Annotated in this window: 26 protein-coding genes, 1 other RNA gene, 1 pseudogene and 1 riboswitch; of the genes and pseudogenes, 22 read left to right on the forward strand and 6 right to left on the reverse strand. The window is 62.0% G+C overall.

The genetic code is table 11. The features are described from left to right. Nucleotides 1–68: 68 nt before the first annotated feature. The gene (gene lptF / locus ACE3O2_RS05395) at nt 69–1,163 is read left to right on the forward strand and encodes an LPS export ABC transporter permease LptF (RefSeq protein WP_374335420.1); all 1,095 of its coding nucleotides are present in this window, start codon (nt 69–71) and stop codon (nt 1,161–1,163) included. After that, on the forward strand, nt 1,160–2,251 hold the full coding sequence (gene lptG, locus ACE3O2_RS05400) for an LPS export ABC transporter permease LptG (RefSeq protein ID WP_374335422.1): 1,092 nt from the start codon (nt 1,160–1,162) through the stop codon (nt 2,249–2,251). Before lptF ends, lptG begins: the two co-directional genes overlap by 4 nt. Nucleotides 2,252–2,273: 22 nt before the next feature. On the opposite strand, the gene ACE3O2_RS05405 is transcribed toward lptG, so the two are convergent. Beyond that, nucleotides 2,274–2,726, reverse strand: a complete 453-nt coding sequence (locus ACE3O2_RS05405; RefSeq protein WP_374335425.1) for an RDD family protein — start codon at nt 2,724–2,726, stop codon at nt 2,274–2,276. Nucleotides 2,727–3,132: 406 nt separating this feature from the next. Between ACE3O2_RS05405 and ACE3O2_RS05410 the strand changes: the two genes are divergently transcribed. From ACE3O2_RS05410 to ACE3O2_RS05445, 8 genes and pseudogenes are all read left to right on the forward strand, one after another. Beyond that, nucleotides 3,133–4,887 carry an acetolactate synthase 3 catalytic subunit gene (locus ACE3O2_RS05410; RefSeq protein WP_374335427.1) on the forward strand — a complete coding sequence of 585 codons (1,755 nt, stop codon included), beginning with the start codon at nt 3,133–3,135 and terminating at the stop codon, nt 4,885–4,887. A 15-nt stretch (nt 4,888–4,902) separates the two neighbouring features. Next, nucleotides 4,903–5,394 (forward strand): acetolactate synthase small subunit, encoded by a 492-nt coding sequence (gene ilvN / locus ACE3O2_RS05415; protein ID WP_168876801.1) that lies wholly within the window; start codon nt 4,903–4,905, stop codon nt 5,392–5,394. Nucleotides 5,395–5,473: 79 nt separating this feature from the next. Next, complete coding sequence (ilvC, locus tag ACE3O2_RS05420; protein WP_374335430.1) at nt 5,474–6,490, forward strand: ketol-acid reductoisomerase; 1,017 nt, start codon at nt 5,474–5,476, stop codon at nt 6,488–6,490. 114 nt (nt 6,491–6,604) lie between these two features. Then, a pseudogene (locus tag ACE3O2_RS05425) lies at nt 6,605–7,243 on the forward strand (phosphatidylserine decarboxylase); the annotation flags it as partial. Between the two features lie 30 nt (nt 7,244–7,273). Next, nucleotides 7,274–8,044, forward strand: a complete 771-nt coding sequence (gene pssA, locus ACE3O2_RS05430) for a CDP-diacylglycerol--serine O-phosphatidyltransferase (RefSeq protein WP_374335432.1) — start codon at nt 7,274–7,276, stop codon at nt 8,042–8,044. Further along, nucleotides 8,019–9,164, forward strand: a complete 1,146-nt coding sequence (locus ACE3O2_RS05435) for a cation diffusion facilitator family transporter (protein WP_374335434.1) — start codon at nt 8,019–8,021, stop codon at nt 9,162–9,164. The genes pssA and ACE3O2_RS05435 overlap by 26 nt, the downstream gene beginning before the upstream one ends. A gap of 12 nt (nt 9,165–9,176) precedes the next feature. After that, nucleotides 9,177–9,791 carry a LysE family translocator gene (locus ACE3O2_RS05440; protein ID WP_374335437.1) on the forward strand — a complete coding sequence of 205 codons (615 nt, stop codon included), beginning with the start codon at nt 9,177–9,179 and terminating at the stop codon, nt 9,789–9,791. A gap of 100 nt (nt 9,792–9,891) precedes the next feature. Further along, the gene (locus ACE3O2_RS05445) at nt 9,892–10,668 is read left to right on the forward strand and encodes a substrate-binding periplasmic protein (protein ID WP_374335439.1); all 777 of its coding nucleotides are present in this window, start codon (nt 9,892–9,894) and stop codon (nt 10,666–10,668) included. Here the strand turns inward: ACE3O2_RS05445 and ACE3O2_RS05450 are convergent. From ACE3O2_RS05450 to ACE3O2_RS05460, 3 genes are read right to left on the reverse strand one after another with little or no spacing between them, the layout of a single operon-like run. Next, entirely contained in the window at nt 10,665–11,531 is an 867-nt protein-coding gene (locus tag ACE3O2_RS05450; RefSeq protein WP_374335441.1) for a cobalamin-binding protein, read from the reverse strand. The genes ACE3O2_RS05445 and ACE3O2_RS05450 overlap by 4 nt on opposite strands. Further along, nucleotides 11,528–12,046, reverse strand: a complete 519-nt coding sequence (gene cobU / locus ACE3O2_RS05455) for a bifunctional adenosylcobinamide kinase/adenosylcobinamide-phosphate guanylyltransferase (protein ID WP_374335443.1) — start codon at nt 12,044–12,046, stop codon at nt 11,528–11,530. Before cobU ends, ACE3O2_RS05450 begins: the two co-directional genes overlap by 4 nt. 3 nt (nt 12,047–12,049) lie before the next feature. Beyond that, nucleotides 12,050–13,966 (reverse strand): TonB-dependent receptor, encoded by a 1,917-nt coding sequence (locus ACE3O2_RS05460; RefSeq protein ID WP_374335445.1) that lies wholly within the window; start codon nt 13,964–13,966, stop codon nt 12,050–12,052. 116 nt (nt 13,967–14,082) lie between these two features. Next, a riboswitch (cobalamin riboswitch) is annotated at nt 14,083–14,310 on the reverse strand. A gap of 51 nt (nt 14,311–14,361) precedes the next feature. Between ACE3O2_RS05460 and cobT the strand changes: the two genes are divergently transcribed. From cobT to ACE3O2_RS05510, 10 genes are all read left to right on the forward strand, one after another. Beyond that, nucleotides 14,362–15,402, forward strand: a complete 1,041-nt coding sequence (gene cobT / locus ACE3O2_RS05465; RefSeq protein WP_374335447.1) for a nicotinate-nucleotide--dimethylbenzimidazole phosphoribosyltransferase — start codon at nt 14,362–14,364, stop codon at nt 15,400–15,402. After that, nucleotides 15,399–16,001 (forward strand): histidine phosphatase family protein, encoded by a 603-nt coding sequence (locus ACE3O2_RS05470; RefSeq protein ID WP_374335449.1) that lies wholly within the window; start codon nt 15,399–15,401, stop codon nt 15,999–16,001. Before cobT ends, ACE3O2_RS05470 begins: the two co-directional genes overlap by 4 nt. Next, on the forward strand, nt 15,998–16,750 hold the full coding sequence (gene cobS / locus ACE3O2_RS05475; RefSeq protein ID WP_374335451.1) for an adenosylcobinamide-GDP ribazoletransferase: 753 nt from the start codon (nt 15,998–16,000) through the stop codon (nt 16,748–16,750). The genes ACE3O2_RS05470 and cobS overlap by 4 nt, the downstream gene beginning before the upstream one ends. A 105-nt stretch (nt 16,751–16,855) precedes the next feature. Beyond that, on the forward strand, nt 16,856–17,665 hold the full coding sequence (locus tag ACE3O2_RS05480; protein ID WP_374335453.1) for a BPSS1780 family membrane protein: 810 nt from the start codon (nt 16,856–16,858) through the stop codon (nt 17,663–17,665). A 219-nt stretch (nt 17,666–17,884) separates the two neighbouring features. After that, nucleotides 17,885–18,586, forward strand: a complete 702-nt coding sequence (locus ACE3O2_RS05485; RefSeq protein WP_374335457.1) for an RDD family protein — start codon at nt 17,885–17,887, stop codon at nt 18,584–18,586. Continuing rightward, nucleotides 18,583–19,566 (forward strand): stage II sporulation protein M, encoded by a 984-nt coding sequence (locus tag ACE3O2_RS05490; protein ID WP_374335459.1) that lies wholly within the window; start codon nt 18,583–18,585, stop codon nt 19,564–19,566. The genes ACE3O2_RS05485 and ACE3O2_RS05490 overlap by 4 nt, the downstream gene beginning before the upstream one ends. Next, nucleotides 19,556–21,043 carry a DUF4129 domain-containing protein gene (locus ACE3O2_RS05495; protein WP_374335461.1) on the forward strand — a complete coding sequence of 496 codons (1,488 nt, stop codon included), beginning with the start codon at nt 19,556–19,558 and terminating at the stop codon, nt 21,041–21,043. Before ACE3O2_RS05490 ends, ACE3O2_RS05495 begins: the two co-directional genes overlap by 11 nt. Nucleotides 21,044–21,048: 5 nt before the next feature. Then, nucleotides 21,049–22,224, forward strand: coding sequence for a DUF4350 domain-containing protein (locus ACE3O2_RS05500; protein ID WP_374335463.1), 1,176 nt, complete (start codon nt 21,049–21,051; stop codon nt 22,222–22,224). 21 nt (nt 22,225–22,245) lie between these two features. After that, nucleotides 22,246–23,238 (forward strand): AAA family ATPase, encoded by a 993-nt coding sequence (locus tag ACE3O2_RS05505; RefSeq protein ID WP_374335466.1) that lies wholly within the window; start codon nt 22,246–22,248, stop codon nt 23,236–23,238. Between the two features lie 31 nt (nt 23,239–23,269). Beyond that, nucleotides 23,270–24,583 carry a DUF58 domain-containing protein gene (locus tag ACE3O2_RS05510; RefSeq protein WP_374335468.1) on the forward strand — a complete coding sequence of 438 codons (1,314 nt, stop codon included), beginning with the start codon at nt 23,270–23,272 and terminating at the stop codon, nt 24,581–24,583. Between the two features lie 3 nt (nt 24,584–24,586). On the opposite strand, the gene ACE3O2_RS05515 is transcribed toward ACE3O2_RS05510, so the two are convergent. Both ACE3O2_RS05515 and ACE3O2_RS05520 read right to left on the reverse strand, forming a co-directional pair. Further along, nucleotides 24,587–24,766, reverse strand: a complete 180-nt coding sequence (locus tag ACE3O2_RS05515; protein WP_374335470.1) for a hypothetical protein — start codon at nt 24,764–24,766, stop codon at nt 24,587–24,589. A 27-nt stretch (nt 24,767–24,793) separates the two neighbouring features. Beyond that, nucleotides 24,794–25,183: a TMEM175 family protein gene (locus tag ACE3O2_RS05520; RefSeq protein ID WP_374335472.1), complete on the reverse strand. Its 390-nt coding sequence runs from the start codon at nt 25,181–25,183 to the stop codon at nt 24,794–24,796. Nucleotides 25,184–25,276: 93 nt separating this feature from the next. Between ACE3O2_RS05520 and rnpB the strand changes: the two genes are divergently transcribed. Then, an RNA gene (gene rnpB / locus ACE3O2_RS05525) (RNase P RNA component class A) lies at nt 25,277–25,657 on the forward strand. Nucleotides 25,658–25,739: 82 nt separating this feature from the next. Continuing rightward, a complete protein-coding gene (gnd, locus tag ACE3O2_RS05530; RefSeq protein ID WP_374335475.1) occupies nt 25,740–26,666 on the forward strand; it encodes a phosphogluconate dehydrogenase (NAD(+)-dependent, decarboxylating) in 927 nt (308 codons plus the stop codon). The last annotated feature ends 50 nt before the right edge of the window (nt 26,667–26,716 follow it).

Consider the following 26,716-nt stretch of genomic DNA (forward strand, 5'->3'; position numbering starts at 1 on the left):
GCACGTCGTGCCATCCGGCAAGATGCCGCTGATTATCCACAGAGACCCCTGCCGAAGTCAAAACAACCATGCTTTATCGCCGCGCGCTCTACCGCGAACTGACGCAGAACGCCCTCGGCGTGATGACGGCCTTGCTCGCCATCGTGCTGACCGTGCAGTTCGTGCGTCTGCTCGGTCTGGCGGCCGTGGGCAAACTGGCCTCGGATGCCGTGTTCATCACCATGGCCTTCCAGCTGGTGCAGACGCTGCCGGTCTTCCTGACCATTACCCTGTTCGTCGCCATCCTGATGAGCTTTCTGCGCGGCTGGCGTGATCAGGAAATGCCGGTGTGGGCGGCGGCGGGTATGTCGCCACTCGACTGGCTGCGCCCGGTACTGACCTTTTCCCTGCCGGTGGTGATCGTTATCGGCTTGTTGACCTTGCTGGTATCTCCACGGGCCTTGCAGCTATCCGAAACCTACGAGGCGCAGCTGGAAAGCCGCGACGATCGCAGCCAGATTGCTGCGGGCACGTTCCGCGAGAGCGGTGGCGGCAAAGCCGTGTTTTTTGTAGAGAACTACTCGCTGCTGGGGGACAAGGCCTCCAGAATCTTTATCCGTACCCGAGATGGTCAGGCACATGGCGTGACCGTCTCCGCGCTGGGCTTTCAGCACCAGGCCAGCAACGGCGACCGTTTCCTCACCTTGAGCAAAGGGCAGCGTTTCGAAACCCTGGCCGACAATGCAGGGTCCCAGCTGCTGAAGTTCGACAGCTACTCCGTTCGCATGCGCACCAAGGAAGCCGCACGACCGGAGCACACCTTGCGTGGCATGACTACCCGCGCGCTGCTGCAGGAGTCCTCCCGCCAGCATCAGGCCGAGCTGCAGTGGCGCCTGAGTGTCCCGCTGTCCGCGCTGGTACTGGCCCTTCTGGCCGTACCTCTGGCCAGTTACAACCCGCGTAGTGGTCGCGGCTGGAATGTATTGATCGCCTTGTTGATCTATCTGCTGTACGTCAATGTGCTGTCGGTGGCGTTGACCTTGGTGGTGCAGGGCAAGTGGGCACTGTGGCCCGGCCTGTGGGGCATTCACCTGGTTGCGCTACTGGTCTGGGCCTGGCTGATCATCAAACAATATGGCGGCGTGAGCGCTCTGCAAGCCCGGCTCCGCAAGGAGACCGCATGAGGCTGCTGCATCGCTATTTCCGGCGCAACATCAGCCGCGCCACCCTGACCGCCTGCCTGGCTTTGCTGGGCTTGTTTGCGGTTATCGACCTGTTGCTGGAGCTGAGCAATGGCGGCAGCAACCCCAATCAGCTGAAAGAAGCTTTACAGTACGCAGCATTGCGCATCCCGGCCAACCTCTACCAGCTCCTGCCCATTTGCGTGATGCTGGGCGGACTGTTTTCATTGGCACAACTGGTCAACGACTCGGAATACCCGGTGATTCGTACTGCCGGGGTATCGCTGGCCCGGGTCGCCCTCAGCTTGTTGCGTATCGGCTTCCTGTTTGCGCTGCTCACCCTGCTCGTCAGCGAGGTCTTGATGCCGCTGGCCGATCGTGAGGCACGTAGCCTGCGCCTGAAAATTGCCTCCACTGCGACGGTGAATAACCTGCAAAGCGGCTACTGGATGCGCGACCATGAGCGTTTCGTTAATTTTGACGAGGTCGACGCCAACCAGACCGTCAAGCAGCTCAGTCTGTATGAGCTCGATGCGCAGCAGAACATCAAGAGCATCAGTACCGCCCGTGAAGCCCGCTATGTTGAAGGCCAAGGCTGGGTGTTGCAGGATGTCACCCGGGTTCAGACCCAGCCCGGGCAGGTGGTGACCGAGCATCTGCCGCAGATGATCTGGTCCACCGGGCTGACGCCACAACTGGTGACCATGCTGGCGGTCACCCCCGAGAAAATGTCAGCCTGGCAGCTGTACCAGTACACCAGGCATTTGCTGGAAAACCGGCAGGATGCCGCCCGCTATGAGCTGGCATTCTGGGCACGACTGGGCTATCCGCTCAGTTGCCTGTCCTTGCTGCTGCTGGCCTTGCCCTTCGCCCAGTTCCAGAAACGCAGCGGCGGCGCCGGGCTGCGTCTGCTGTCCGGCCTGCTGCTTGGCCTGCTGTTCTACGTGTTGAGCCGGCTGGTCAGCCACATGGCGCTGATCTACGACTGGCCACCGATCGGTGCCGCGCTGACACCTTCGCTGGTCATCCTGCTGCTCGCCAGCTTCATCCTGTGGTGGCAGGAATACGGCCGCGTCCGCTTCCGCAGCTGATTACGCCTGTCGCGCCCTCGCCTCAGGCTTTGGGCAGCTCCACCAGCTCGGTCCCGCTCAAACGGTCGTGCAAGGGGCTGCCGTCGCGGTCAAACAGCATCCACACATAGGTCACGCCAAAAAAGGCGGTACCGATCAGCGCCAGACCAAAGCGCAGCAGCGCTTGCGGCCAACTTGGCAAGCGCCGCTGCACCGCCCGCACCTGCAGGCGCCAGGTTTTCAGGGCCAGGGTCTGGCCGGTGCGGGTCCAGCAATAGCCAAAGTACCAGGCCGACACCAGCACCATGCAGGCAAACAGCCCATAGCGCCATACAGGCGACGCGCCCTTGGCGGTCAGCTCGCGCGGCGCCCCCATCTGCTCCACCACCAGCAAGTAGAGCGCCCCGACCAGCAGCAAAATCCCGACCAGCAATATCGTCTCATAGATGAAGGCGATCACGCGGCGGAACAGGGTGGGCGATTCAGCAGGCAGCATCAGTTCTGGCTTTCCGGGCAGCCTGCCAACATGCATGCAGGCTCTCCCTGAGGTTTCGTTGGAAATTCAAGGTTTAAGCCGGACAGTTTACCTGATCAGAATGACTTGACCAAAGCAGAAGCCTCGGTTATGTTGCCAGTTCGCATTGCGTACGCGAGTCTTCGCGTCCCCCCGGCGGGTCACCGCCTGGGAGAGGGACGCACCCTGGCGATACCGCTGCTTCGGAAGCCTCACCCCCGCTACACCCCGCGAACTTCGCGGATCCGCTACCCCTGGGTCCCGACCGACGCCCCGAAGCCACCGTCAGACAACTTTTCGGCAACCCCGAAACCGCGCGACCGGCGGCGAACGGTCACTGCGTAAACGCAATTTCAGCGAACGTGTTCATCTTCTCAGGTGCAAAATCATGGAACTGACAGGCGCAGAAATCATTACGCGTTGTCTGCAGGACGAAGGGGTAGAGTATGTCTTCGGCTACCCCGGAGGCGCCGTCCTGGAGATTTACGATGCCATTTTCCGGCAGGATAAATTCCGCCACGTGCTGGTAAGGCACGAGCAGGCTGCAGTACACGCGGCCGATGCTTACTCCCGCTCATCGAGCAAGATCGGTGTTGCGCTGGTCACCTCTGGCCCCGGTGCCACCAATGCCATTACCGGCATTGCCACCGCCTACATGGATTCGATCCCGATGGTGGTGCTGTCCGGCCAGGTGCCGACCCCGGCCATCGGTCTGGATGCCTTCCAGGAAGTCGACATGGTGGGGATTACCCGCCCGTGCGTGAAGCACAACTTCCTGGTCAAGGACATCAGCCAGCTGGCCGAAACCATCAAGAAAGCGTTTTACATCGCCAGCACTGGCCGTCCCGGCCCGGTGGTGGTGGACATCCCCAAGGATGTCACCCAGCGCAAGCATACATATCACTACCCGGCGAGCGTCAACATGCGCTCCTACAACCCGATCATCAAGGGGCACCCGGGCCAGATCAAGAAAGCGGTTCAGCTGCTGCTGGACGCCAAGCGCCCGCTAATCTACGTGGGCGGCGGCGCCGTACAGGGCAATGCCTCGGACGAAGTAGTGGCACTGGCCCGCATGCTGGGAGTGCCGGTCACCAATACGCTGATGGGCCTCGGCGCCTACCCGGGGAACGACCCGCAGTGCGTGGGCATGCTCGGCATGCACGGCACCTACGAAGCCAATATGACCATGCAGAACTGCGATGTGCTGCTGGCCGTGGGCGCCCGTTTTGATGACCGCGTGATTTCGGTGCCGCAGAATTTCCTGTCCAGCCCGAAGAAGATCATCCACGTCGACATCGACCCCTCGTCGATCGCCAAACGGGTGAAGGTGGATATTCCCATCGTCGGTAACGTCAAGGACGTGCTGGGCGAGATGTTGTCCATCCTGCGCCAGAGCGACGCTCAAGCCCCGGAAATCAGTGCCTGGTGGAAACAGATCGAAGCCTGGCGTGCACCGAACTCGCTAGCGTTCGAGAACAGCACGGAGATCATCAAGCCACAGTATGTGGTGCAAACCCTGTGGGAACTGACTGGCGGCGAGGCGTTTGTCACCTCCGACGTGGGCCAGCACCAGATGTGGGCGGCCCAGTACTACAAATTCCCGAAGCCCAAGCGCTGGATCAATTCCGGCGGTCTCGGCACCATGGGTTTTGGCCTGCCGGCCGCCATGGGCGTGAAGCTGGCGCATCCGGATGCGGATGTCTGCTGCATTACCGGTGAAGCCTCCATCCAGATGAACATCCAGGAGCTCTCCACCTGCAAGCAGTACCACCTGCCGGTGAAGATCATCAGCCTGAACAACCGCTATCTGGGCATGGTGCGCCAGTGGCAGGAGTTCTTCTATGGCAACCGTTACTCGGAATCCTATATGGATGCCCTGCCGGATTTCGTGAAGCTGGCCGAAGCCTACGGGCATGTGGGCCTGCGCATCGAAAAACCAGCGGATGTTGAAGGGGCCTTGCGCGAAGCGCTGTCCCTGAAAGACCGCACGGTGTTCCTCGACTTCCTCACGGATCAGTCGGAAAACGTGTTCCCGATGGTGCAGAACGGCAAGGGCCTGTCACAGATGGACCTGCCGCCGCACATGCGCAATCTGCAAGTCGTGCCGCCGCAAGTGCAGCGCGATTATGGCAACCTTTGCTGATCGGGGGCAGACACCATGCGACACATCCTGTCCATCTTGCTGGAAAACGAAGCCGGCGCGCTGTCGCGCGTTGCCGGGCTGTTCTCGGCCCGTGCTTACAATATTGAATCCCTGACGGTGGCCCCGACCGAGGACAACACCCTGTCCCGCATGACCATCGTGACCTCTGGCTCGGATGACATCATCGAGCAGATCACCAAGCAGCTCAACAAGCTGATTGATGTGGTCAAGGTCATCGACCTGAACGAGGCCGATCATATCGAACGTGAACTGATGCTGATCAAGGTCCGCGCCACCGGCAAGGACCGCGAGGAAATGAAGCGGATGGCTGACATTTTCCGTGGTCGCATCATCGACGTCACCGAGAAAACCTATACGCTGGAGCTGACCGGCACCGGGCAAAAACTGGATTCCTTCATCAAGGCCATCGACGAGAGCCTGATCCTGGAAACCGTACGCACCGGCGCCTCTGGCATTGGCCGTGGCGAGCGGGTACTCAAGGTCTGAGTCACGCATAGACACCCGGTGGGGCATGCCCCGCCCGCACAATGAAACATTGGTACGACCCATTTAAAGGAATGCAAGCATGAAGGTTTATTACGACAAAGACGCCGACCTCTCCCTGATCAAGGGCAAGAACGTCACCATCATCGGCTACGGCTCACAAGGCCACGCCCACGCCCAGAACCTGACCGATTCCGGCGTGAACGTGACCGTGGGCCTGCGCCCGGGTGGCGCATCGTGGAAGAAGGTGGAAGCCGCTGGCATCAAGGTGGCTCCGGTGGCCGACGCGGTGAAGAGCGCCGACGTGGTGATGATCCTGCTGCCGGACGAAAACATTGCCGAGGTCTACAAGAACGATGTGGAGCCGAACATCAAGCAAGGTGCAGCACTGGCCTTTGCCCACGGCTTCAACATTCACTACAACCAGGTGGTGCCGCGCACCGATCTGGACGTGATCATGGTGGCCCCGAAAGGCCCGGGCCACACCGTGCGCTCCGAGTACAAGCGCGGTGGTGGCGTACCGTCGCTGATCGCCGTGTATCAGGACCGCTCCGGCAAGGCGCGTGACATTGCCCTCTCCTACGCGGCAGCCAATGGCGGCACCAAGGGTGGCGTGATCGAAACCACCTTCCGTGAAGAGACCGAGACCGATCTGTTCGGCGAACAGGCCGTGTTGTGCGGTGGCGCGGTGGAACTGGTGAAGGCCGGTTTCGAGACGCTGGTGGAAGCCGGTTATGCACCGGAAATGGCGTACTTCGAGTGCCTGCACGAGCTGAAGCTGATCGTCGACCTGATGTACGAAGGCGGCATCGCCAACATGAACTACTCCATCTCCAACAACGCCGAGTACGGTGAATACGTCACCGGCCCGAAGGTGGTGACCGAAGCCACCAAGGACGCCATGCGTCAGGCGCTGAAGGACATCCAGACCGGCGAATACGCCAAGTCCTTCATCCTGGAAAACAAGGCCGGTGGCCCGACCCTGACCTCGCGTCGTCGCCTGAACGCCGAGCACCCGATCGAAGTGGTCGGTGCCAAGCTGCGCGACATGATGCCTTGGATCAAGGCCAACAAGCTGGTGGACCAAAGCAAGAACTGAGGCCCGGCCTCATTGCAGCACACGGCGGGCCTGGCCCGCCGTTTTTATTTTGCTGCCCCCAAGCGGGCACTTTCCCTGTAGTATCATCACCCTTTAGCCCATTTCGAACCGGACATGAACAACACCTACCCTCACCCCATCCTGGCCCGCGAAGGCTGGCCCTTCATTGCCCTGGCACTGGTGATTTCCGTGCTGCTGTCGTGGTTCCTGCCGTGGTTCTCCTTCATTGGCTGGGTGCTCTTCGTGTTTGTGGTGCAGTTTTTCCGCGACCCGGCCCGCCCGGTGCCGCAACAGGCCAATGCCGTGATCAGTCCGGCTGATGGCCGCATCGTGGTGGTGGAAGAAACGGACGACCCGTACCTGAACCGCCGCGCACTGAAGATCAGCGTGTTCATGAATGTGTTCAACGTGCACAGCAACAAGAGCCCGCTGGATGCCGAAATCATTGATCGCTGGTATAACCCCGGCGCTTTCGTCAACGCCGCGCTGGACAAGGCCTCGACTGAAAACGAGCGCAATGCGCTGCACCTGCGTACCGCCAATGGGCAGGACATTACCTGCGTCCAGGTGGCCGGTCTGGTGGCGCGCCGTATCCTCTGCTATGTCGAGAAGGGGGCCAAGCTGCACCGTGGCCAGCGCTATGGCTTCATCCGCTTTGGTTCGCGGGTGGACCTGTACCTGCCGCTGAGCGCCAAGCCCAAGGTTGCCGTGGGTGACAAGGTCACTGGCGTGGCCACCATTCTGGCCGAACTGGCCGACTGACCGAGCATACGAGGCCCGCGCATGTCCGAGCACAGCAAAACCCCGCTCAACGTTCGCATCCGCAAGCAGGGCATCTACCTGCTGCCCAATTCGTTCACCACGGCCGCGCTGTTCGGTGGTTTCTATGCCATCGTGCACGCCATGAACGGCAAGTTCGACTACGCGGCAGTGGCCATCTTCATCTCGATGGTGCTGGACAGCCTGGATGGTCGGGTCGCGCGCATGACGCACACCCAGAGCGACTTTGGTGCCGAGTATGACTCGCTGTCTGATATGGTGTCCTTCGGTGTGGCGCCCGCGCTGGTGATGTACCAGTGGGCGCTGCAGCCCTTGGGCAAGCTGGGCTGGATGGTGGCCTTCATTTACGCGGTGTGCGCCGCCTTGCGTCTGGCCCGTTTCAATACCCAGATTGGCGTGGCCGACAAGCGCTGGTTCACCGGCCTGCCCAGCCCGGCGGCAGCGGCGCTGGTGGCGGGCTCAGTCTGGGTAGCCATCGACAATGGCTACTCCCCCACCGCGCACCCGACCATGCGCTGGCTGGCACTGGGGGTCACCCTGTTTGCCGGGCTGACCATGGTCAGCAATGTTCGCTTCTGGAGCTTCAAGGAAGTGAACATGCGCAAGAGTGTGCCTTTCTTTGTGCTGCTGCTGCTGGTGTTGCTGATCCTGCTGGTCGCCTACAACGCGCCGGTCGCCCTGTTCAGCCTGTTCGTGCTTTACGGCCTTTCCGGCTATCTGCTGATCGCGTGGCGTTGGTGTAAACCTCGTGCCAACCGCCATGAGCGTGGCTGAGCATCTCGACCCGGCCTTTCAGGCCGAACGCCAGCGTGCCGCCTCCCGCAGCACTTGGGTCAGTGTCTGGATCAACCTCGGTCTGACCGTGGTACAGGTGGTGGTGGGCCTGCTGGCGCGCTCACAGGCGCTGGTGGCAGACGGCCTGCACTCCCTCTCTGATCTGGTGGCCGATTTTGTGGTGCTGCTGGCCAATCGCCACAGCCATCAGGCGCCGGACCATGATCATCATTATGGTCACGCCCGCTATGAAACCGTGGCCTCGTTGTGGCTGGGCCTGCTGTTGCTGCTGGTCGGTCTTGGCATGCTGTGGCGTGCGGGCGAACGGCTGACCAGTGGTGGTGCCCTGCCTGCAGTGCACATTGCTGCCCTATGGACTGCGCTGGCCACCCTGCTGGCTAAAGAGCTGTTGTTTCGCTACCTGCTGCGGGTTGCCGAGCGGGTGCGCTCCTCCATGCTGGTGGCCAATGCCTGGCATGCGCGTTCGGATGCAGCCTCTTCGCTGGTGGTTGCTGCCGGTATTGGTGGCAACCTGCTGGGTTATCATGCACTGGACAGCTTGGCAGCTGCGCTAGTGGGCTTCATGGTGGCGCACATGGGCTGGAAATTCAGCTGGCAGGCGATACGCGAGCTGACCGACGCGGCCCCGGAAGAAACGGTAGTGGCGGATATCCGCGCTACGCTCGCCAGCACCAGCGGAGTGTGCGATGTGCACGAGCTACGAGTACGCAAGATGGGCGATCTGGTGCTGGTGGATGCCCACCTGCTGGTGTCGCCGGTGATCAGTGTTTCCGAGGGCCACCGCATTGCCGAGCAGGCCCGCCAGCGGGTGCTGGAGCAGCATCTGGCGCTGGATGCGCTGATCCATATTGATCCGGAAGAAGACCAGATTGCCCGCAACAGCACCGCGCCTTCACGCGAGCAGCTACTCCCGGCACTGGCCCCCTTGTTTGATCCCCCTTTGCAGTCCGAGCAGGTGGTGCTGCATTACCTGCAAGGCTCGGTCGACGTGCTGTTGCATCTACAGCCGCAGCAAGCTCTGCTGGACCCCACCGCGCTGGCAGCGCAACAACATGCCCTGCAGCTGCGCAGCCTGCAACTGCTACGCCATCACCCCTGATCTGGAGCCACCATGCCGCATCTGGAAGCGTTTCTGAGTGCCGCCATCCTGCTGACCCTGCTGCCGGGACCAGACAACCTGTATGTGATTACCCGTGGCATTAGCCAGGGCCGCAAGGCAGCGCTGGCCGCCGCCGCCGGCTTTGCCAGCGGCTGCCTGTGGCATACCCTGCTGGCGACCCTCGGCATCGCCGCCCTGATCACCCAGAGCCCTACGGCGTTTAATCTGGTCCGCTATGCCGGTGCCGCCTATCTGGTGTATCTGGGCATCCGCACCCTGCTCGATCGCTCCGGCTTCGCCCTGCAGCAGGATGGTCAGCAACCCGATCTGTGGCAGGTGTACCGTCAAAGCGTGCTGGCCAATATGCTGAATCCCAAGGTCACGCTGTTCTTCCTGTCGTTCCTGCCACAATTCGTCAATCACGCCGAGGGCCATGTCCCGCAGCAGATGCTGGTGATGGGTGTGCTGTTCATGCTGCAAACCATGCTCATCTTTGGCCTGTTCGGCTGGTTTGCCGGGCATATCGGCCAGTGGCTGCAACGCAGCCCGGCCATTGCCCGCCGCATCCACCTGCTGGCCGGCAGCATTTTCTGCGCGCTGGGATTGCGGGTGGCGCTGGTCAAGTAACCGTTGGTCGGACCAATCCGGTGCTGCCAGGAAGGCAAGGTAGCACCGCCTATAATGAAGCATCCTCCCTCTCTGCATGCTGCCCGCCAAGGGGGTTATCATGCGACGTTTACTGCTGCTTCTTGTTCTGTTCAGCCTGCTACGGGTTGAGGCCTACTCGCAGCGCATAAGCCTGACCCTGAACGATTATCCTCCGTATATGGGCACCCACATCCCCTACCAGGGGATCTTGTCACGCTTGGTGAAGGAAGCTTTTGCCCTGGAAGGCGTAGACATCACGCTGGTCGAGGTCCCTAACAACCGCAGTATTGCTGGCCCGATGGCAGGCTTGTATGACGGTACCTTTGGCTGGGCCTATACCCCGGAACGCGCCGAGAAGCTGTTGTACTCCGATGCCCTGCTGACCTTCCACATGGTGTTCTTCCAGCGCAAGGAGCGCGTGATCAATTGGCAAACCATGGAAGACTTGATCCCGTACAACATCGGGATCACCAAGGGAAATTTTGTCTCCAATGATTTCAGCCGCTTGCAGCAAGAGGGCAAGCTGCAGGTCGATGAAGGCCCTGACGACCCTTCTGGCATGCGCAAGCTGCTGTTGCAACGCATTGACTTGTTCCCGATGGAAAAGGAAGCAGGTCAGTATCTACTGGCCAGCCTGTTCCAACCCGGCCAGCAACGGCAGATCGTCGCCAACAGCCATACCATCTGGGAGGTCCCGGTACACCTGTTGATTTACCGCGGCCATCCGCAGGCGGCGGAGCTGATCAGCCGTTTCAACCGGGGATTGGCGAAACTGAAACAGTCTGGCCAGTATGAGCGCCTGATCCTGGACACCCGTGCAGCCATCCTGAAAGCCGCAAGTCTGTCGGCACCTTAGTGATCAGACTGTTGGCGCGTGCGCTCAATGCCTTCACACAGCTGACGAATGCCCCACAGCAAGCGGGGGGTGGGCCGACTGAGCCAGTCCGCCCGCAGATAGAGATATTGCTTGCGCGCAACGGCGGGCAGGGTAGGCCAGCGCGCCCAGTCCTGCAGACTGCCATCCGGTTGACCATCCGGGGTGGACGTCACCAGCAGTTGCGGCTTGGCCAATAACACATCCTCCACCCCGACCGTCGGAGTTAGCCCTGGCAAACGGGCAAACGGATTGACCCCGCCACAACGGGCAATGGCATCACCGATAAACTGCTTGCCGGATACCGTCATCAAGGGGCTGGACCAGACCTGATAGAACACGGTGACCGGGGCACGTCGGGCGTAGCGCTGCTGCAATGTCGCCCAACCCTGTGCCACCTGCCTGGCCTTCTGTGCTCCCGCCTGATCATGCCCGGTCAGTTGCCCCAGCCGGCGTAGCGCGTCCGGCAGGGCATCCACCCGCTGGATCTCACTGTAGTACACCGGCAGGCCCAAGCGCTGTAACTGGCTGACATCACTCGCACGGTTACCACTTTGCCAGGCAACAACCAGGTCCGGATGCAAGGCCTGAATGCGCTCGATATCCAGCGCGTCGATGCCACCAATCTGCACCTTGCTGCGGGCTGCTGCCGGGTAGTCGGACCAGGCCGATACGCCAACCACCTGCGCCCCCGCCCCCACTTCAAACAACAACTCAGTGGCATGCGGGGCCAGACTGATGATGCGCTGGGGGACATGTGGCAATGTGACTGTCCGCCCGGCATCGTCCTGCACACTCAAGGCCATCACCGGGGTTACCCACACGCCCAGCAACCAGCCCTTCATGCGCCCCCCTTCAGGCACAGCGGCAGACCCGCCACCACCAGCTCGACCCGCTCACACACCACAGCCAGCCGCTGATGCAAGCGCCCCACCTCATCGGCAAAACGCCGCGCCAAAGGCGACTCCGGAACGATGCTCCAGCCGACCTCATTGCTGACCAGCACCACCTCGCCGGGCAACTGAGGCAACACCGCCAGCACCGCGTCGGTTTCCCGCTGCAGGGTCGCCTCATCCGTCTGCAGCAGCAAGTGGGTCTGCCACAGGGTGAGGCAGTCCACCAGCAGGCAACGCTGCGGTTGCGCCAGCTGCAGCAGTGCATCTGCCAGCCGCTCCGGCTCTTCACAGACCTGCCAGTGCGCCGGGCGCGATTGCCGGTGATGCACAATGCGCGCCGTCATTTCCTCGTCGCAGGCCGTGGCGGTGGCAATCAGCACCACCTCCGCGGCCTGGGCCGCCAGCTGCTGGGCTCGCGCGCTTTTGCCGCTGCGGCGACCACCAAGGATCAGGGTACGGGACATGGTTTATTGAACCTGATATTCCAGGGTCAAGAATACGCTGCGGGTCGGGCTGGGGTAAATGCCGTACGCACCACCATACTCCACGTACTTGCGGTTCTGCAGGTTGTTGACCGCCAGCTGCCAAGACCAGTCACGGTAGCGCTGCCCCAGCTTGAGGTCCAGCAAACGGTAGGAGGGCAGACGGCGGCTGGCCGTATTTTTCTGGTCATCATCTGCGATCCGCTCACTCACATCACGCCCCGACAAAGATACATCCGTCACCGCATTGATCTGCCAGTGCACCCCCAGATTCAAGATCCGTTTGGGAACCACCGGGATGCGCTTGCCCGCCAGATTCGTGCCGCCATAGATACCACTGCGGAAAGTCGCTTGCTGCCACACCGCATTACCGGTCAGCTTGACGTCTGGCGTCACCGCCCAATCGCCACTGAGCTCCAGCCCTTGATGGCGGGTGGGTTGCAGATTCATGTTGGCGCCTGAACTGCCAGAAGTGCTAGTCACCAAAGGGTTGTAGTGGATTTCATCGGTCAGGTCATGGCGGAACACATTTGCCCGCCACTCCCCCGCAGAAAACTTGCCTTTTAGGCCCAGCTCCAGATCGCGTGAGCGCTGTGGGCGCAATCCTTCCGAGGTCACCGAGGTCACTTCGTCGGCATTGGGAATGCGGAAGCTGCGTCCACCCCGTACATAGCCTTCGACCGAAGACCACAACGGCTGGGAGACCCCCAGATCAAATGCGGTCAGGTGCCGGTCATCATCCATGGTTTTGCTGCTGGTGATGGTCTGGCTACGCACCTGTTGACTGCGCCCCCCTACCTGCAACTGCGTGCCACCTGCAAAATCCATCTGCTCATTGATGAACAGGGCCCGGTATCGCTGCGTGGCGGTGCTGTATGTACTGCCGCTAACATCATTGCGGGACATGCCAAAATCCGCCCCGACCGTCAGCTGATGCTTGACACCCTCGCCCCATTTCCAGGTGACACGGGGGGCCAGCGTGGTGGAGCGCAAGGTCGATGTACTGCCATAGCTGGCTTCACTGTGCTTGCTGCGGCGTGCCAGGTCCAGGTCCAGCCGGTGTGGGCCAAATTCGTGCTGATAGCCCAGCTGAAGCTGCCGATCATGCAACCAGCTGGTATAGACATAACTCCCACGCTGGCGAGGGTCTTTTTCATAGTCGGACCAGCTGATGGAACCCGGAAGCTGCAGTTTTTGCTGCCCGCTTGCGGCGAACAGCTGCACACTATCGTGCTCACCTCGCCAGCGGAAATCGGCCGACAGGGCATGCCGGTCTTCCGCGTTGAAATCACGATAGTGGCGGCTGTGCATCTTGTTGGCACCCAGCGTCAGCGCCCACTGGTCGCTGCCCAGATTCACGCGTGCGACACCCTCACGGGTGCCATAGCTGCCCCCCATCAGCGACAGCGTGGCGCGTGGCTGGGTTTTCATGGGGTTGCGGGTAATGATGTTGATCACCCCGGCGGTTGCACCACTGCCGTATAGCACTGCACCGGCACCACTCTGAACCTCAATGCGCTCGATATCTGCCAGCGCCAGGTGCGTCAGGCGGGGGGGCGTCAGGTCATTGTCCTTTTGTGGCACACCGTTGATCAGTACCTGCACATTGCTGATCCCGGCCACCCCGAAGCCGTGCCGATCGATACTGCGATCATCGGTACCACTCATGCTGAAAATGGACAGGCCAATCTCGGCAGCCAGCAGCTCCGGAATGGTGCGCGCCGAGCTCTGCTGAATATCCTCCGCCGTAATGACGGTAGTCAGCGCAGCCAAGCCTTTACGCGGGGTGGGGATGCGGGATGCGGTCACCACCACATCTTCAGTGGTGGGGGTCGTATCTGCCATGGCCGGCAGGACCGCCAGGGCGGCCAGTACACTCAGGTAAACGGGATTGCGATGCATGATCTTCCTTTGCCACGTCTGTGCGTGGTGCATGATGGCCATGCGGCGGGCAAAAGGGGATCACCGCGCGAGACGCGGGGCTACCCCGCGCCCACCGCGCGTGCAGTTCAGTTCTTGCCTGCGGGCAAGTTGCGGGCCGGTCTCCGGGCTTGCGCGCCGTACCGCCTTCCCGCCCGGCAAGGGGCAGTGGTTGGCCATCCTGAGGATGGGATACGGGCCGTCACGCACGCGTGACGCATGGCTTACCGTTGCGGGGGCAGCACCGGAATAGCATGTCAGTCATGCGCACCGGTTTCCCTGTTTCACCCCGGGCTGGCCGGGGCACCTGCAAGCGTGTCATTATATCGCAGCAAAATTTCTCATGATATGAAACATTTCAATAAGATTATTTCATAATGCAATCCACCGCCCCGCTCATGCCGCCCGATGCGCTCACCCATGCCGCTGCCCTGGCCCGTCAGCAACAATTGACCAAGCCCCCCGGTTCACTGGGCCGGCTGGAAACAGTCGCCTGCTGGCTGGCCGCGTGCCAGCAGCGCGCACAGCCCGAACCCTTGCGCCCCGCCATCAGCATCTTTGCCGCCGACCATGGCATCGCGGCGGAAGGGGTATCGGCCTATCCGGCCAGTGTCACTGCCGCCATGGTGTACAACTTTGCACAGGGTGGCGCCGCCATCAATGTGCTGGCCCGGCAACATCAGGCCCGGCTGGAAGTCGTCGATGTCGGGGTCAATGCAGATTTGCAGGGGCTGGCCGGCATCGTGCATGACAAAGTAGCGCCTGGCAGCGCCAACCTGCTGCACCAGCCCGCGTTGACATCCTCCCAGCGCGATGCTGCTTGGGCCGCCGGCGAACGGGCTGCCGAGCGGCACATTGCACAAGGCGCCAATCTGCTGATCGCGGGTGAGATGGGCATTGCCAACACCACGGCGGCAGCGTGCTTGATCTGCGCCCTGAGCGGGCTCGCACCCGAGCAGGTGGTCGGGCGTGGCACCGGGCTCGATGACGCCGGGTTGCTGCACAAGCAAACGGTGGTTACCCACGCCTTGCAGCGCGCCCAGACACATCAACCCGCCACCGCGCTCGACTGGCTGGCACAACTGGGCGGGCTGGAGATTGCCGCCATCGCCGGTTTTCTGGCCGGTGCCGCACGGCAGGGTGTGCCCGTGGTGCTGGATGGCTTCATCGTCAGTGCCGCCGCGCTGGTGTGCGAGGCGCAACAAGCGGGCAGTCGCCACTGGTGGCTGGCCAGCCACCAATCACAGGAAACCGGCCACGCACTGGTCTTGCAACAGCTGGGGCTGACACCCTTGCTGGACTGGCAATTACGACTGGGCGAAGGCAGCGGTGCGGCACTGGTTCTGCCCTTGCTGCAGGCGGCCATTGCGCTACACAACCAGATGGCGACCTTTGCCGAAGCCGGTATCCCGACATGAATGCCGCGTGCCGGCTGGTGGTGTTGCGACATGGGGCCAGTACTGCCGGCCACGCCCTGCTGCTGGGGCACAGCGACTACCCGTTGAGCCCCTCCGGGCTGGCCGCCATGCAGCACAGCCTCACGCAGATCTGCCAGGCTGGACCGATTGACGCGGTGATCAGCTCGCCGCTGCAACGCTGCGCCCACTTCGTGCCGCATGCCACTGCACTGCTGCAGTGCCCCAACCGGATTGACCCCGCCTGGGCCGAAATGCACTTTGGCGACTGGGACGGGCAGCCGCTCGACGTGTTGCAGCACCAGCCCGACTGGCGGTGTTGGCGGGCTGACCCAGAAAACTTCACCCCACCCGGCGCTGAACCCTACCCGGCATTCCGACAACGCATTCAGACCGCTACCGCACAGCTCTACCAACCCGGCCAGCGCTTGCTGCTGCTCAGCCACGCAGGGGTGGCGCGCGCGCTGCTGGCCGATTTGCTGCACCTCAGCTGGGCGCAGACCGGACAGCTGGCGCTTTCCGCAGCGGGCTGGCTGGAGTTCAGCCTGCTGCCCGATCACCCTGCTTACCTGCTTCATCTGCAACAAGGCATGGCCCCATGAAACAGCATGGCATTCGGCTGATCCTCGCCATCCAGTTCCTCACCCGCCTGCCCACCCCGCAGATCCGCGCCTTTTCACCCGCCCTGCTGACCGAGGCCGCCATCTGGTTTCCGCTGGTGGGCTTGCTGATCGGCAGCCTGCTGTGGCTGACAGGTAGTCTGGCAAGTGCAGTGGACCCGTGGCTGGCGGCCCTGCTCGTCACCAGCCTGTGGATAGCCGTGACCGGCGGCCTGCATCTGGATGGGCTGGCCGACCTGGCCGACGCCCTCGGCGCCGCCCATCGTGATCCGGAGCGACTGCTGGCGGTGATGAAAGACCCCCACCTGGGCAGCTTTGGTGTACTGGCCTTATTGCAACAGGTACTGGCCAAGCTGATCCTCTGCCGCCTGCTGCTGACCAGCCCGTGGCTGCCTGCGCTGATTCTGATTCCTGCCTGGGCGCGCTGGGGGGTGTTGTACTGGAGTCATCGTCTGCCGCCACTGGCTCCCGGCATGGCGGAGGCTTTCCGCTGGCATTTGCGCCCGCTGCACTACTGGGCCTGGCTGCTGCCCTTGGCCGCGCTCAGCGCCTGGCTGGCACCCGCCTTGCTGCTGGCACCTGCGCTGGTCTGGCTCTGGGCGCGCTATCTGCTACGTCGGGTGGGCGGGGTCAGTGGTGATTGCCTGGGGGCAGGCATCGAGCGGGTCGAAAGTGGCCTGCTGTTGGCGACCGTGGTGTGGCCATTGTTGCAACAGCAGATACCGTTCTGACAACGGAAGAAACATGCCGTTGGCAAATGGCAGCACTACGGGTAATCTTGCAGCCACTGTTGTCTGACCCACCCCTGCGTCCAACCCCGCACAAGGAGCAGCATCATGGAAAATCCCTATCAGGCCCCACAGTCGACTGTCCGCGATGTCCCCACCACGCAAAATGGCACACTGATCGCTGAAGGCCGCAAGGTCCCGGCAGGCAATGCCATCAACTGGCTGACGGGCGGCTGGAACCTGTTCAAGGACAACCCCGGCATCTGGATCGTCAATACCCTGATCTTCGGGGTGCTCGTCATTGTGCTGGCCTTCATCCCAATTCTGGGCGCACTGGCCATGCCGATGCTGGCAACCATGCTGTTGGGCGGCATCATGGCAGGTGCGGCTGCACAGGACCAAGGTGAACCCTTGACCGTCAACCACCTGTTCTCGGCCTTTCAGACCCACGCCAGCCAGTTGGTGATCGTAGGCCTGATCGGCCTGGCTGCAGGCGTCGTCATGTCCGTCATCAGCGGCATCCTGACGATGGTGGTGGTAGGCGGCAGTTTTTTTGCAGCAGGTGGCATGAGCGCCATGACTCCGGGCAGCAACGCCGGGGCCATGGCCCTGCTGGCAGGCATGGGCTTTGGCATGATCATTGTCATGCTGGTGATGATCGCCCTGTCTTTTGTGGTGTATTCACTGGTGTTCTTCGCCCCGGCGCTGGTGGTATTGCATGACCTGCCCCCCATGGAGGCCATCAAGGCCAGCTTCAGCGGCTACTGGAAGAACTGGCTGGGCATCCTGCTGTTTGGCTTGCTCGGCGCTGTACTGGGTGTCATCGGTGCCATCCCCTTCGGACTCGGCCTGCTGGTGGTCTACCCGCTGCTGCTGGCCTCGGTCTACGCTGCCTACAAAGACATCTACCTGGCCTGAATGCAACGTCACCAAGCACCCCGGCCTGTCCGCTTTGTCATTGGCAAAGCCCGGCAGGCCGCGCTATGCTCCCAGCCCTTGTTGAAAACATGCACAGCATAACAACCATCACCGTCGATTCTCATCGGCCAGATATTGTTGCTGCCACCCTGTTGTGTGCCATTCGTGCGTCACACCAGGGTATTTACAACCCCTCAGCCAGCCAAGCCTGACAATACCTTGACCACTTCACCACCTCTGCTCGACACGCTTGCCGTTGTGCCCACCCCGGAAGGGGTGGACTTGGCCATCCGTACGGCAGGCCCCTTGCCACGTGGTTTGGCATGGTGCATTGATGTCATCATCCGGTGGATATTCATCATCATCCTGGCGCAAATGCTGGCCGTGCTGGAAGAGGCTGGTATCGGAGTGCTGCTGATCCTGGTGTTTGTGATCGAGTTTTTGTACCCAGTGCTGTTTGAGGTGTTGAGCAAAGGCTCCACGCCCGGCAAGAAACTGCTCGGCATCATGGCGGTGCACGATGATGGCACCCCGGTCGGCTGGAAGGCCTCCATGACCCGCAACCTGCTGCGTCTGGTCGACTGGCTCCCATCCATGTACCTGTTTGGCCTGATCAGCTGTCTGTTTAGCCAGGAGTTCAAGCGTATTGGTGATCTGGCTGCCGGTACGGTGGTGGTGTATCGCGACCTGAAGACCCGCCTGCCCGTGATGGAGGACACCCAGCCGGAAGCCCCGCCGTGGTCGCTGGCACCGCATGAGCAACGCGCCATCATCGACTTTGCCGTACGGCAAGGCCAACTGACGCCCGAGCGGGCCACCGAGCTGGCACAGCAAACCGGGCCGCTTGTGGGGCAACACCGCGAGGATGCGCGGCAGCAGCTGTTACGCTACGCCCAATACCTGCTGGGACGGCAGCCATGAAACAGGCGGATTTTGAGCGCTACCATCGTAACCGCTGGCTGGCGTTTGCTTTGTGGCTGGACTTCCAACGCCCCAAAAAGGGACAAGATGGCCAGCGGCAGGCCCCTTTCCCCTTGACCGAACTGCCAGACCGTTATCGCGAGCTGTGCCAGCATCTGGCCCTGGCGCGCGACCGTCATTACACCAGCCAGCTGGTGGATGAACTGCACCGTCTGGTACAAGGCGGCCATATGCAGCTGTATGGCAGCCGTAGCGGACAAGGTTTCAATTTCTTCCGCTTCATGGCGCAGGATTTTCCGCGTCTGGTACGGCAAGAGTGGCCGTTTACCGTCACCGGCCTGCTGCTGTTTTTTGTGCCCTTGTTTGGTCTGATCATTGCCATGCAATGGTATCCGGGGCTGGCAGATTACCTGATTCCGCAAATGACCCAGGCGCAGATGGAGCATATGTATCGGCCCGGCAATGAAGTGACCGGCTTCACCCGGGAAGCGCCGGATGACATCCTGATGTGGGGCTACTACATCTACCACAACATCTCGATCGACTTTCAGTGTTTTGCTGGCGGCATCCTGTTCGGCCTGGGTGCGCTTTTTTATACCGTCTATAACGGCGTCATCATCGGTGCCATTGCCGGCTACTTGACCCACAAGAGCTATATTGTGACCTTCTGGAGCTTTGTGGCCGGGCACAGCAGCTTTGAACTGATCGGCGCGGCACTGGCTGGGGCCGCCGGGCTGGAGCTGGGCTATGCACTGGTTGCGCCGGGCCCTTACAGCCGCCTGCATGCCCTCAAGCGACGCGCGCAGATTGCGGTACGCCTGCTGGGTGGCGCAGCCACACTCACCTTCATTGCCGCCTTCATCGAGGGTTTCTGGTCGCCACAGACCTTTATCCCGCCGATGGTCAAATACGTATTTGGTGGCAGCATGTGGCTCTTGCTCAGCCTCTGGTTATTGCTGGGAGGCCGCCGTGCAGCTTGAGCGCTTCCGTCTGGCCTTGCGACCACGTGGCGGCTGGGAAACCGTGGACCTTGGCATGAGCATGGTACGGCAGTGGTGGAAACCGCTGTACGGTGTCTGGCTGCTGGGCTGGCTGCCCTTCAGCCTGCTGGTCTATGCCATGGCCTGGTCGCTGGAATGGGAGCCGATCTGGGCTTTTCTGCTGCTGTGGTGGCTTAAGCCCATGCTGTCTCGCCCCTTGCTGGCGGTACTGTCCGGAGCGGTGTTTGACCAGCCGCCCACGCTCGGGCACGTGCTGCGTCGCTGGCCCAGGCTGCTCTGGCACTCCGGCTTGCTGGGCGCACTGCTGTTCCGCCGTCTTAGCAGCGCACGCACCGTGTTCCTGCCGGTGTGGCAACTGGAAGGCCAGCGTGGCCGTGCTGCGCGTCAGCGCAGCAATCTGCTGGGGCGCACCACCCGTGCCCATGCCTCCTCCATGGCACTGGCCTTGAACCATATGGCGCTGTTCATGGCATTGGGCCTGTTCATGCTGGTGGCCCTGTTCGTTCCTTCTGCCGAAGCATGGCGCATGCCATGGGACCCGCTGAAAGACATGCTGGAAGGGATGTCTGCCACCGTAGGGGCCTGGCTGTTCCCCCTGCTGATGAGCCTGCTCGACAGCTTGCTGGAACCCTATTTCGTCGCTGGCGGCTTCAGCCTCTATCTGCAGCGTCGCACGGTGCTGGAGGGCTGGGACTTGGAAATTGCCTTTCGCCGTATTGGGCAGCGGCTGCAGCAGTGGCTCAAGCATACCGGGCCGACGTTGTTACTGCTGCTGGTGTGCAGCCTCGCCGTACCGCACTTCGGCCATGCGGCGGCAGAACCGCAGGAGGAACTCGCCAAGGTACTGGACCAGGCCGACATCAAAGGCAAGCATGAAGCCATCCAGTCCTGGCAGTTTGTGCCTGACCGGAATAACGAGGAAAAAGAAGAGCGCATAGAGCCTCAGCGCGACCCACAATACCAGAACAATCTCAACTTTGGCGCAGAGGGCTTCCGCACCCTGGTGTGGGTCATCTTCGGTGTGGTACTGGCCTTCCTGCTCTACTACGCCGCTCGGCACTGGCGACCAGGCAACACGCGAAAAGTGCAGGGGCAGGCCCCGGAGGTCTTGTTTGGGCTGGATGTCCGTCCGGAAAGCTTGCCGGATGACTTGCCCAGCGCTGCTCGCAAGCTGATTGAACAAGGACAGATTCAGGCGGCGCTCAGCCTGCTGTACCGCGGCGCCTTGGTGCACTGGCTGCGGGTCGGGCTGGAGATCGAGCCCGGCGACACCGAGGGCGACTGCATTCGCCGCGTACGCCAGCTGGGCAGCAGTGACAGCCATCAGTACTTTGCCGGTCTGGTCGCCCATTGGCAGCAGTTGACCTATGCCCACCGCCTCACCCCAGCGGCAGAGGCCATGCAGCTGTGCGAGCAGTGGGCGCTACATTTCAGCATCCGGCGCAGCGAGGTCTAAGCCCCATGAAATACCTTGCTGCAGCAATAATCGGACTGTTGATACTGGTGGGCGGCATCTATTTCTACCAGCACCTGGAAGAGCACACCGAGTGGATCTACCACCCTCCGGCAGAGGATACGGTCCGCAAGGACTATCTGGCCGCCGATCGGGTATTGACCCGGCTGGAGCGCCCTCCCATCTGGATCAGCACCTTGCCGGAGCTGCGCCAGCTGCCGCGCCACAGTGTCTTGATGCTGCTGGATCAGAACGATCCGGATACCCGGCAGGTGGAGGCCTTGCAGCACTGGGTGCGGCAAGGCGGTCATCTGATCATCGGCTATGAGGACTTGCGGGGTGAAACCACCCTGCTGAGCGCCTTTGGGCTCAGCCTCACCGATACCACCCATGAGGATAGCCATCCCCCACAGGACGCCAGCAAGGACCTGATGGTCCGCAATCCTGGCGAGCGCCTGCTGGGACCCGCGCCTTTGGGCGAGCTATCCTGGGAGCCACAAGCCGGTCAAGCCCTGTCGCCCGACACGCCAGGCACCCATTGGGGCAATGAGGATGATCTACTGCTGGTTGACATGCCAGTGGGCCAAGGCCATCTGACCGCGCTGCCCACAACCCGATTGTTCAAGTACAACGCGCAATACAGCGCTCAGAATGAAGGGTACAACTTCTGGGGCAGTCTGGACCGGCAACAGCACGCCACCCTGCTCTATCAGCTGACCCGCCTGCACTACCCGGAGGGGACACTGGCACTGCTGCCAGACCTGCGCGATCCGTCGCTATGGGGCTGGCTGGTGCGCAATGCCCATCGCGTGTTGTGGGTGTTTCTGGCCTGGCTGCTGATCTGGCTGTGGCGCATCATCCCGCGGGTCGGTACCCTGCTGCCGGAAGCGCCGCGTGCACGCCGCAGCCTGCTGGAGCATCTGTCCGCTAGTGGTCGCTACCTGTGGCAACAGCGTGGCCATGCCATTCTGCTGGACGCCATTCGCCATCGCATCCAGCAACGTCTGCGTCGCCGCCATCCACACTTGGCTGTCCTGCACGGTCAAAGCCAGCTGGTGGCCATTGCCGAGCAAACCGGCCTGCCGCTGAGCCAGCTACAAACCGCCCTGATCGGCCTGCCGCCGCAGCGCCATGAGCTGCTGCAAGCCTTGCAAACCCTGCAGCGCCTCTACCGGCGCCTCTGAACCTAGAAACGGGAAACCGCCATGTCCAGCCTTGACACCTCATCCTTGCCCCAGGACAAACTGGAACAAGCCATCACCATCGTCAACAGCATGCGCCAGGAAATGGCGCGCGCGGTGGTCGGGCAAGGTGCCATCATTGACGAAGTGCTGATCACCCTGCTGGCCGGGGGTCACCTGTTGCTGGAAGGGGTGCCGGGGCTGGGCAAGACCTTGCTGGTTAAATCGCTGGCGCGCACCTTTGCCGGTGACTTCCGCCGCATCCAGTTCACGCCGGACCTGATGCCGGCCGACGTGACCGGCCATACCCTGTATGACCCCTCCAACGGGCAATTCACCACCCGCAAGGGGCCCGTCTTTACCAATCTGCTGCTGGCGGACGAAATCAACCGCGCCCCCGCCAAGACTCAGGCCGCCCTGCTGGAAGTGATGCAGGAGCAACAAGTGACCATCGAAGGTGAAGGCCACACCCTGCCGCCGCCTTTCATGGTGCTCGCCACGCAGAACCCGCTTGAGCAGGAAGGCACCTACCCGCTGCCGGAAGCCCAGCTGGACCGCTTCCTGCTGAAAACCCTGATCGACTATCCGTCCGAGCAGGAAGAGCAAGCCATGATCCGGCAAGTGACGCTTGGCTCAGTGGGTGACCAGCTGACCGTCAGCCAGGTCAATGCCGTGGTGAAACCGGCCACCGTACAAGCCCTGCAACAATTGACCGCCAACCTGACGGTGGACGACCGTGTGCTGGACTATGCGGTGCGCATCGTACGCGCCACCCGCAATCAGCCTGGCGTTGCCAGTGGCGCCGGGCCGCGTGGCGGCATCTCGCTGGTGCGCGCCGCGCGTGCGGCAGCCCTGCTGCAAGGCCGCGGCTTCGTCCTGCCGGACGACATCAAGCTGGTGGCCCTGCCCGCCTTGCGCCACCGTATTGCGCTGGCACCAGAACTGGAAATCGAAGGGCAAACCACCGACACCGTGCTGCGTGCCATGCTGAGCCAGATCGAGGCACCGCGCCTGTGATGACCTCATCCTTGCTTGGGGAGCCACCCCGGTGCTGATCCCGTCACGCACGCTGGTCTGGGGCATGGTCGGCCTGCTGGCTGCGGCCATCACCGTATCCGCTTGGTCAATACTGCAACCCTTCTGGTGGCCGTTCTGCGGCCTGCTGGCCGCCATCACGCTGCTCGATCTGCTGTGGCTGTTGTGGGAAGGCAAACCGGTCGAGGTGCAGAGACAGGTGCCCGGTTCCCTGCCGGTCGGTCTGCTGCATGCTGTGAAACTGCATGTCAGCCACCGCTTGCGCCGCATGGGTCGTGTGCAGTTGTTCGACCAGCACCCGTCCTCCTTCCTGCCACAAAACCTGCCGCTGGACCTGCGTATTCCGCCGGGACGCTTTGCCGAAGTGTCCTATCAGGTGCAACCGCTGGAGCGGGGTGAGCATCCATTTGGCCTCTGTGCGGTTCGCCTGACTTCACCGCTGCGTCTATGGCAACGGCAGTTTCTGGCAGGTACGGCAGAGACGGTCAAGGTCTACCCGAATTTTGCCGCCATTGTGCGCTACGCCCTGCTCGCCACCGACAACCGCCTGAGCCAGATCGGAGTGCTGCAACGCCGCCGCCGCGGTGAGGGGATGGATTTCCGTCAGTTGCGCGAATATCGCGAAGGTGACACCCAGCGTCAGGTGGACTGGAAAGCCACCAGCCGCATGAACAAATTGATTTCACGCGAGTATCAGGACGAACGGGACCAGCAAGTGGTGTTCATGCTGGACTGTGGCCGCCGCATGCTGGCACGGGATGGCGAGCTGTCCCACTTCGACCACACCCTGAACGCGATGCTGCTGCTGGCCTATGTGGCCTTGCGTCAGGGCGATGCGGTCGGGCTGACAACCTTTGCCACGGATCAGCCACGCTACTTTGCGCCGCGCAAATCCGATGCCACCGTCAACACCCTGCTCAACAGTGTGTTTGACCTGCAACCCAGCCTGCGCTCACCGGATTACTACCAGGCTGCGGTCGACCTGATCACCCGTTTGCGCAAACGCTCACTGGTGGTCATCCTCAGCAATCTGCGTGATGAGGACGACAGCACGCTGGCACCCGCCTTGGCCTTGCTGCGCAAGCGCCATCTGGTGCTGTTTGTCAGCCTGCGCGAACAGAGTCTGGAACAAACCCTGCAACAGCCGATCACCACGCTGGAAGAAGGGCTGACCTATGCAGCCACTGGCCTGTTCCTCAACCAGCGCGAGGCGATGATGCGCAAGCTGAGCAGCGGCGGCGTGCTGACACTGGACACCGAACCGCAGCATCTGGCCATCGAGCTGGTCAACCAGTATCTGGAGCTGAAGAAGAGTGCCCGGCTCTAGGCTTTACTGCTCACCAGCTTCGCAATCCTCCTTGAGCACCCGCTCAATCCGTCGCTCCGGCACCAACCACATCAGCGCCACCGCAACATACAGCAGTTGCGACAGCCAGTGTGCGACAAACGACAGGATGATCGCCAGCAGGTAGGCCCCCAGCGACAACCAGCCCTTGCGGTCACGCTGCATGGCGCGCGCCAGTACCGACCCTTCACCCTAGGTGCGGATCAGGCAGCGCGCCAGCAGGTTATAGGCCCCACCTGAGGCCAGCAGCACCACGCCGTATAGGGTGGTCGGCACCGGCGCAAAATGGTTCTCCCCCATCCAGCCGGTGACAAAGGGCAGCAGGGACAGCCAGAACAGCAGGTGCAGATTGGCCCACAGCACCGGTCCATTCACCCGCTTGACCGCATGCAGCAGGTGATGGTGGTTGTTCCAGTAGATGCCGATATAGACAAAGCTCAGCACATAGCTGAAAAACACCGGCAACACTGGCTGCAGCACCGCCCAGTCTGCGCCGTGCGGCACCTTCATTTCCAGCACCATGATGGTCAGGATGATGGCCAGCACCCCATCACTGAATGCTTCCAGCCGGTTCTTGTTCATACCGCCTCCCTGCATGACGATCAGCCGCAGCTAAAACCGAGGCTGTCAGATTATTGTAAGATTGATGTTGCAGGCATGATAGAATGCTGCCCGGAAGTTTGCCAGACAGTCGCCGCCGCTGCATGCAGCGGGGGAGGAAAGTCCGGGCTCCACAGGGCAGGATGCCGGCTAACGGCCGGGCGTCGCGAGGCGACGGAAAGTGCAACAGAGAGCTGAACCGCCGATGGCCCCTCCGGGGGATCAGGTAAGGGTGAAAAGGTGCGGTAAGAGCGCACCGCAGCCGTGGCAACACGGTCTGGCAGGGTAAACCCCATCCGGAGCAAGACCAAATAGGCAGGCGTTGAAGGTGCCCCCTGAGCCTGCGGGTAGGTTGCTTGAGTCCGCCAGTAATGGCGGGCCTAGAGGAATGACTGTCAGTCGTGCCCTGGCAACAGGGCAGGGCAACAGAACCCGGCTTATCGGCAGACTTCCACACCCGACTCCAGGTGGCAGCCCCGGCTGCCGGTGATCCACCGGGTAGCCACAGGCTGCCCTTTGTGTTTGATAGATACCCCCCATGTCCCCTACCCCCTCTGCCGTCGCCCTGATCGGGCTGGGCAAAATGGGCGCCAACATGGCACGCCGTCTGGCGCGCGGTGGCGTCACCGTTCATGGCTATGATACGGCTGCCGAGACCCGGCAGGCGTTAAGCGCCGAGTATGCACAGATCACGGCCCATGACAGCCTGGCCTCCGCCATTGCGGCGTTGCCGCAGCCGCGTCTGGTATGGCTGATGCTGCCTGCCGGCGAGATTTCCGAGCACACCCTCAGCACCATCCTGCCGCTGCTCTCCGCTGGGGACGTGGTGATTGATGGTGCCAATGCCTATTACAAGGACAGCCAGGCTCGTGCTGCACGCCTGCGCGCGCTGGGCATCGGCTTCGTCGACGCCGGGGTATCTGGCGGCGTCTGGGGTGGCGACAATGGCTACACCATCATGCTGGGTGGCAGCGAGGCTGACATCGCCCGCGTGCGCCCGCTGGTGGAAGTGCTGGCCCCGGCAGCAGACCGCGGCTGGCTACATTGCGGCCCGAACGGTGCCGGCCACTACGTGAAGATGGTGCATAACGGTATCGAGTACGGCATGATGCAGGCCTTTGCCGAAGGCTTCGCCCTGATGGAAGCCAAGCAGGACCTGAACCTCGATCTGGCAGCCGTGAGCGAAGTCTGGCGGCACGGCAGCGTGATCCGCTCCTGGCTGCTGGACCTGACCGCAGACACCTTGCAGCAAGACACCACGCTGAGCGACATCCAGCCCAAGGTGCCGGATTCCGGTGAAGGCCGCTGGACGGTACTGGAAGCGGTCGAGTTGGGTGTGCCCGCGCCAGTGATCAGCAATGCCCTGTTCATGCGCTTTGCCAGCCAGGGCAAGCACGACTACGCCAGCAAATTGCTGGCAATGATGCGCAAGGCGTTTGGCGGCCACGCCGTCGGCAAGGCCTGATTCCGGCCAGCGGGTTTGGTACCTGCCCCCCGCTGGTGGTAGCATCACGT

This window comes from Leeia sp., from assembly GCF_041909055.1.
GTDB lineage: Bacteria > Pseudomonadota > Gammaproteobacteria > Burkholderiales > Leeiaceae > Leeia > Leeia aquatica.

Coding starts and splice junctions, on each gene's coding strand:
- ilvC (WP_374335430.1), top strand. CDS start 5,474: ATGAAGGTTTATTACGACAAAGACGCCGACCTCTCCCTGATCAAGGGC.
- ACE3O2_RS05460 (WP_374335445.1), bottom strand. CDS start 13,966: ATGCATCGCAATCCCGTTTACCTGAGTGTACTGGCCGCCCTGGCGGTC.
- ACE3O2_RS05480 (WP_374335453.1), top strand. CDS start 16,856: ATGGAAAATCCCTATCAGGCCCCACAGTCGACTGTCCGCGATGTCCCC.
- cobT (WP_374335447.1), top strand. CDS start 14,362: ATGCAATCCACCGCCCCGCTCATGCCGCCCGATGCGCTCACCCATGCC.
- ACE3O2_RS05410 (WP_374335427.1), top strand. CDS start 3,133: ATGGAACTGACAGGCGCAGAAATCATTACGCGTTGTCTGCAGGACGAA.
- lptG (WP_374335422.1), top strand. CDS start 1,160: ATGAGGCTGCTGCATCGCTATTTCCGGCGCAACATCAGCCGCGCCACC.
- ACE3O2_RS05490 (WP_374335459.1), top strand. CDS start 18,583: ATGAAACAGGCGGATTTTGAGCGCTACCATCGTAACCGCTGGCTGGCG.
- ACE3O2_RS05505 (WP_374335466.1), top strand. CDS start 22,246: ATGTCCAGCCTTGACACCTCATCCTTGCCCCAGGACAAACTGGAACAA.
- lptF (WP_374335420.1), top strand. CDS start 69: ATGCTTTATCGCCGCGCGCTCTACCGCGAACTGACGCAGAACGCCCTC.
- ACE3O2_RS05405 (WP_374335425.1), bottom strand. CDS start 2,726: ATGCTGCCTGCTGAATCGCCCACCCTGTTCCGCCGCGTGATCGCCTTC.
- pssA (WP_374335432.1), top strand. CDS start 7,274: ATGTCCGAGCACAGCAAAACCCCGCTCAACGTTCGCATCCGCAAGCAG.
- ACE3O2_RS05515 (WP_374335470.1), bottom strand. CDS start 24,766: ATGCAGCGTGACCGCAAGGGCTGGTTGTCGCTGGGGGCCTACCTGCTG.
- ACE3O2_RS05520 (WP_374335472.1), bottom strand. CDS start 25,183: ATGAACAAGAACCGGCTGGAAGCATTCAGTGATGGGGTGCTGGCCATC.
- ACE3O2_RS05445 (WP_374335439.1), top strand. CDS start 9,892: ATGCGACGTTTACTGCTGCTTCTTGTTCTGTTCAGCCTGCTACGGGTT.
- cobS (WP_374335451.1), top strand. CDS start 15,998: ATGAAACAGCATGGCATTCGGCTGATCCTCGCCATCCAGTTCCTCACC.
- cobU (WP_374335443.1), bottom strand. CDS start 12,046: ATGTCCCGTACCCTGATCCTTGGTGGTCGCCGCAGCGGCAAAAGCGCG.
- ACE3O2_RS05440 (WP_374335437.1), top strand. CDS start 9,177: ATGCCGCATCTGGAAGCGTTTCTGAGTGCCGCCATCCTGCTGACCCTG.
- ilvN (WP_168876801.1), top strand. CDS start 4,903: ATGCGACACATCCTGTCCATCTTGCTGGAAAACGAAGCCGGCGCGCTG.
- gnd (WP_374335475.1), top strand. CDS start 25,740: ATGTCCCCTACCCCCTCTGCCGTCGCCCTGATCGGGCTGGGCAAAATG.
- ACE3O2_RS05470 (WP_374335449.1), top strand. CDS start 15,399: ATGAATGCCGCGTGCCGGCTGGTGGTGTTGCGACATGGGGCCAGTACT.
- ACE3O2_RS05500 (WP_374335463.1), top strand. CDS start 21,049: ATGAAATACCTTGCTGCAGCAATAATCGGACTGTTGATACTGGTGGGC.
- ACE3O2_RS05450 (WP_374335441.1), bottom strand. CDS start 11,531: ATGAAGGGCTGGTTGCTGGGCGTGTGGGTAACCCCGGTGATGGCCTTG.